Here is a 4490-nt window from a genome sequence, read left to right as displayed (position 1 = left end):
TCTGCTCCGGCGCAGTGACCAGAAGGCTGAGCCTCGGCGATGCGACGCCCTGTGCGTTCGGCGGCGGACTCTGCGCAATCACCTGATCCGCCGGAGTGCCGGGCAAAGAGATCTGGGCTACCGAGCCCATCTCCAACCCGCGGCGACGTACATTGATCTCAGCTGCGCGAGGGCTCTGGCCCACCACGTCCGGGATCACCATGCGCTGCGGGCCCAGGCTCTCGGCAATGCGAACGCGCCATCCTCTGCGCACCTTCGCGCCTTCGACGGGAATCTGCGAAACGATGCTGCCTTCGGGCACGGCATCATTGTAGAAACGACTTTCGCGGAAAAGCAGGAGGCCGTGGTCGATGGCAGCGCGCTCGGCGTCCGCCGGTGTCATGCCGATCAACTTGGGAACCGTAACCTCGCGGCCATGGATGGCGAAACGCATTGCCGTAAGCGCCGAAACCATCGCGATGATGAGCAATACCAAAACGAGCAGCGTGGCTCGCAAGAACGATCGCATCTCAGTGTGCCTCGCCGTCGCCCGGGCGATAGTCGGCCGTGTCGACCTTGCCCACGGCTGGTTTCTTCAACTCTTCGGGTGCGAGTTCCGGGAACTGCTCCTGCTCATGCCCGGCAATTGCAACCTTCATCAAGTCGATCCAGATGGGGAGTGCGGCCATCCCCCCGGTCTCTTTGTTACCTAGAGATTTTTTCTCGTCGAAGCCAACCCAAACTCCGCAGGTGGTCGACGGCGAGAATCCGACGAACCATGCATCCGTGAAATCGTTGGTCGTCCCGGTCTTTCCGGCCAGCGGATGCTTCAGTTTTGTCGCGGAGTACCCCGTGCCGTGCAGAACAGCGTCGCGCAGCATTGTCGTGACTATGCGCGCACTGCGCGCACTTAACACATCCTTCACGTCGGGATAATTATCTTCGAGCACGTGCCCGTCATAATCCACAACCTTCTTGATGAAGTGCGGCGCTACACGCACGCCATCGTTCGGGAACGTCGAGAAGGCCGCCGTCTGTTCGAGCAAAGTCACTTCTGCCGAACCGAGTGCCACTGGCAGGTACGCCGGTATCTCCGAGGTCACGCCGAACTTGTGCACGTACTCGATCACCGTTCGAATGCCGAGACGTTGCGCCAGCTTCAATGCGGGGATATTGCGCGACTGCGCCAGCGCACGGCGCAAGGTGATGTTCCCCTCGTACTTGCCATCGTAGTTGTGCGGCGAGTACGCGCCGCTCGCAGTCATGAACGTAGTCGGCGCATCCAGGATGATGTCGTCCGGCATCGCACCCTGATCAACGGCGGCGGCATAGACGTACGGCTTGAACGATGATCCCGTCTGGCGCAACGCCTGCGTGGCGCGATTGAACTTGGACTCGTCGAAGTCGCGCCCGCCCACCATCGCCCGTACTTCGCCCGTAGCATTGTCAATGGCGATGAGCGCGCCCTGCGCTCCCGAGTCCTGCTCCAGGCTCACCTTTGCGTGATCGCCGCTTACGCTCTGGACCTTGACGTAGGCAATATCGCCGACGCTCAGAATCTCATCTGCAAATTTATGAGTGGTCCAGGCCATCTCCGCCGGGCCGATTACTGAATCAAAGCGACCGAACTTCAGAGTTGCGCTGGTACGCGTTACGGCTGTAACCAGTGCATGCACATAACTCCCAGGCACGACAGGCTGTCGCCAATCCGCGTGATCGAATTGGTCCAGTACGCCGCCCGCGGCAATCACGTTGTTCAGGCGACCCTTCCAACCGTGCCGGCGCTCGTATGCGCTCAGACCATCGAGCACAGCCTGGTTCGCAGCACGCTGCATATCGACGTTCAGCGTGGTGTAAACGCGCAGGCCGCCTTCATGAACCTGGTCGGTGCCGTATTTCTTTTCCAGGTAGCGGCGAATCTCTTCAACGTAGTAGGGCGCAAGCGAATTGGGATCGCTCTGAGGGCTCAACTTGATGGGTGTTGCCTTCGCCCGCTGCGCTTCCTGCACGGTGATTTTGCCGTCCTCCATCATCGAGTTGATGATGAGGTTTCGCCGCTTCAGCGCGCGATCCGGATTCAGAATGGGTGAATACGAGTTTGGCGCCTTCGGCAGTCCCGCCAGCAGCGCTGCTTCCTCCAGCGTTAAGTCCTTGGCATGTTTGTTGAAGTAGAACTGAGAACCCGCTTCGAATCCGTACGCGCCGTGTCCCAGGAATATCTGGTTGGCGTAGAGCGTGAAAATCTGCTGTTTAGTGAATCGCCGCTCGATCTGCATGGCGAGCATGGCTTCCTGTATCTTGCGGCTGAACTTGCGATCAGGCGTGAGGAACAGGTTGCGCGAGAGTTGCATCGTCAAAGTCGATGCGCCCTGTGCGCGGCTGGCGGACATGATGTCGCGATAAGCGGCACCCGCGATGCGCCAGAAGTTAATTCCCCAATGCTTCTCGAAATCTTTGTCTTCGATCGAAATAATGGCTTCGCGCAGGACCTTGGGGTAGTCGTCATAGGTAGCGATGACTCGACGCTGCAAGGCGAAAGAGCCGACCACACGGCCTTCGTTGTCGTAGAGCTCTGTGATGGAACTTGGCCGGTACCGCTCCAACTCTCCTACCTGAGGAAGGTCGGTCGAATACACGAATAGCAATCCGGCGAGCGCTCCGACGAGACAGGTGGCGACCAGGAGCAGGCCATAAAGAAGCCAGCCCACCAGTCGTGGTGCTTTGGTGGTGGGGCTTGGGGGCGTCGCGAACTTCTGCTCGCCTACACCTGACGGCGGAGGTTCTGTGGAGAGTGGAGCCATTGCGGAGTTAACCGAGCTCAGGATAGCACGCTCAATATCTGTGCGAGCCTGATTTCCTGCCATGCTTTTCGCCTTGGGGCGCCGAGGTTCTCAGTAATATGTCGCGCTAATAGTCGGGCACAAAAAGAAATCGCGGACACAGGATCCGCGATTCTTCTGAGCATTTTCCTAGAGACTCGCTATGCCTTCTGATCGCGGTTCTTCAAAACCTCGATCGCGCGGCGAAGCTGCTCGTCCGTCTGATCCTTCTTCACTTCGGGCTGGTTGGTTTCGGTTTCGTCGTCCGGCGCAATGAAGTCATCCGTGACGTCAGCCACCAGCACGTTCGGTGTGACCGCGGTGTCCTGAAGGGCCTTGCCCGAGGGCGAATAGTACTTGGCTACCGACAGGATGAGCGCCGAGCCGTCCGCAATCTCGATCACATTCTGAATGGAGCCCACGCCGAATGTCTTATCGCCCACAACGTCGCCGCGAGCATTCTCGAGGATTGACGCGGCCACAATTTCCGCCGGCCCTGCCGTGCTGCGATTGACGAGCACTACCAGCGGCAAATCGGTCACAGCCTTGCCAGCATCGGCGTTGAAGGTCTGCTTCGGGAAGCGCTGCCCCTGAACGTAGGTGATCGTGCCGTGGTTCAGGAACAAGTTCGCAGTCGCAATGCCTTCCGATTCCTCGCCGGAACCGGAATTGCGCAGGTCGAGAATCAGCTTCTTTGCCCCTTGCTTCTGCAAATCCTTAATCTTTGAGGCGATCTCCTGCGCACGGCCCTTCGTGAAACCGTCAACGCGGATGTAGCCGATACCCTGTTCAACGACCTTCTCTCCGACCGGCGGATCTTTCACTATGTCTCGCGTGATAGGCGTTTTCTGCGGCTGTGCCTTGCGCGGGCGGACGACGGAAACGTTGACTACCGAGCCCGGCTGTCCACCCATCAGCCCGTTGATTTCCGCCAGCGACATATCGCGCGTGCTGCGACCTTCAATGGCTTCAATGATGTCGCCGTTCTCTACGCCAGCCTTTTCAGCCGGACCGCCCGGCACCACGGCGATGACCGCCGCGTATCCGAAGCGCTTCGAAATTGCTGCGCCGATTGTCGCCTTCGACTCTGCCTTGAGTTGCTTGTACCGCTTGTACTCGGCCGGATTCAGATAACTGGAGTTCGCGTCGAGCGACTCGAGCAATCCGTGCAGTGCGCCGTCGGTGACTTGAGGAATATTGGGCTCCTCCACATAGTCACTGCGGATGCGCGAGAGCACCTCGCTATACACGCCGAGTTGGCGATACGCACCATCGCTGGTGGAAGCCTTGACGCCGAGACCGCCGGCGACAGTGAAAAGTACGAGCACGAGGGATACGCTCAGGAGGACAGCTTTGGTCGTCTTGGACATTTTGGAAACTTCTCTTTTGTGACGAGGCTTCCCTGCGGAAGTGACTCGATTATACCCCTGTTGGATGCAGCAGCTTCGTAGGACGCCTCACGTTTTCTCTGGCACGGGAAGTGCTTGAGGCGGCTCGGATTCTGTGGCCAGTGAGTGTTCACGTCGATAATCTCCCAAGCGCGCTCTCCGCTCGCGCCAGGCTTGCCTTCGCACCCGCTGTTTAGACGTGCCCCGAATGCGAAAGTTTGACACCTTCCGCATTCGCCTCTTAAAATCGTAATCGGCTGGCTAGAAAGCCTTTTCTGCCCTCGCCAAACGAGGCCGCGTGTAT

General features: G+C 58.9%; 3 protein-coding genes. All 3 read right to left on the bottom strand.

From position 1 onward, the window contains the following. Positions 1-508, bottom strand: a 508-nt coding sequence (locus VN622_07655; protein HWR35727.1) for a PASTA domain-containing protein, incomplete at its 3' end; no start/stop codon positions are given. Position 509: 1 nt separating this feature from the next. Then, positions 510-2780, bottom strand: coding sequence for a PBP1A family penicillin-binding protein (locus tag VN622_07650; protein HWR35726.1), 2271 nt, complete (start codon positions 2778-2780; stop codon positions 510-512). A gap of 179 nt (positions 2781-2959) precedes the next feature. After that, positions 2960-4168, bottom strand: a complete 1209-nt coding sequence (locus VN622_07645) for a S41 family peptidase (GenBank protein HWR35725.1) — start codon at positions 4166-4168, stop codon at positions 2960-2962. Positions 4169-4490: the final 322 nt, after the last annotated feature.

Source organism: Clostridia bacterium (assembly GCA_035561135.1).
Classification (GTDB): domain Bacteria; phylum Acidobacteriota; class Terriglobia; order Terriglobales; family Acidobacteriaceae; genus DATMYA01.
This window is presented reverse-complemented; position numbering and strand designations above follow the sequence as displayed.

Bases quoted from the DNA above. Each gene is read 5' to 3' on its own strand.
- VN622_07645 (HWR35725.1), bottom strand. From the start codon at position 4,168: ATGTCCAAGACGACCAAAGCTGTCCTCCTGAGCGTATCCCTCGTGCTC.
- VN622_07650 (HWR35726.1), bottom strand. From the start codon at position 2,780: ATGGCTCCACTCTCCACAGAACCTCCGCCGTCAGGTGTAGGCGAGCAG.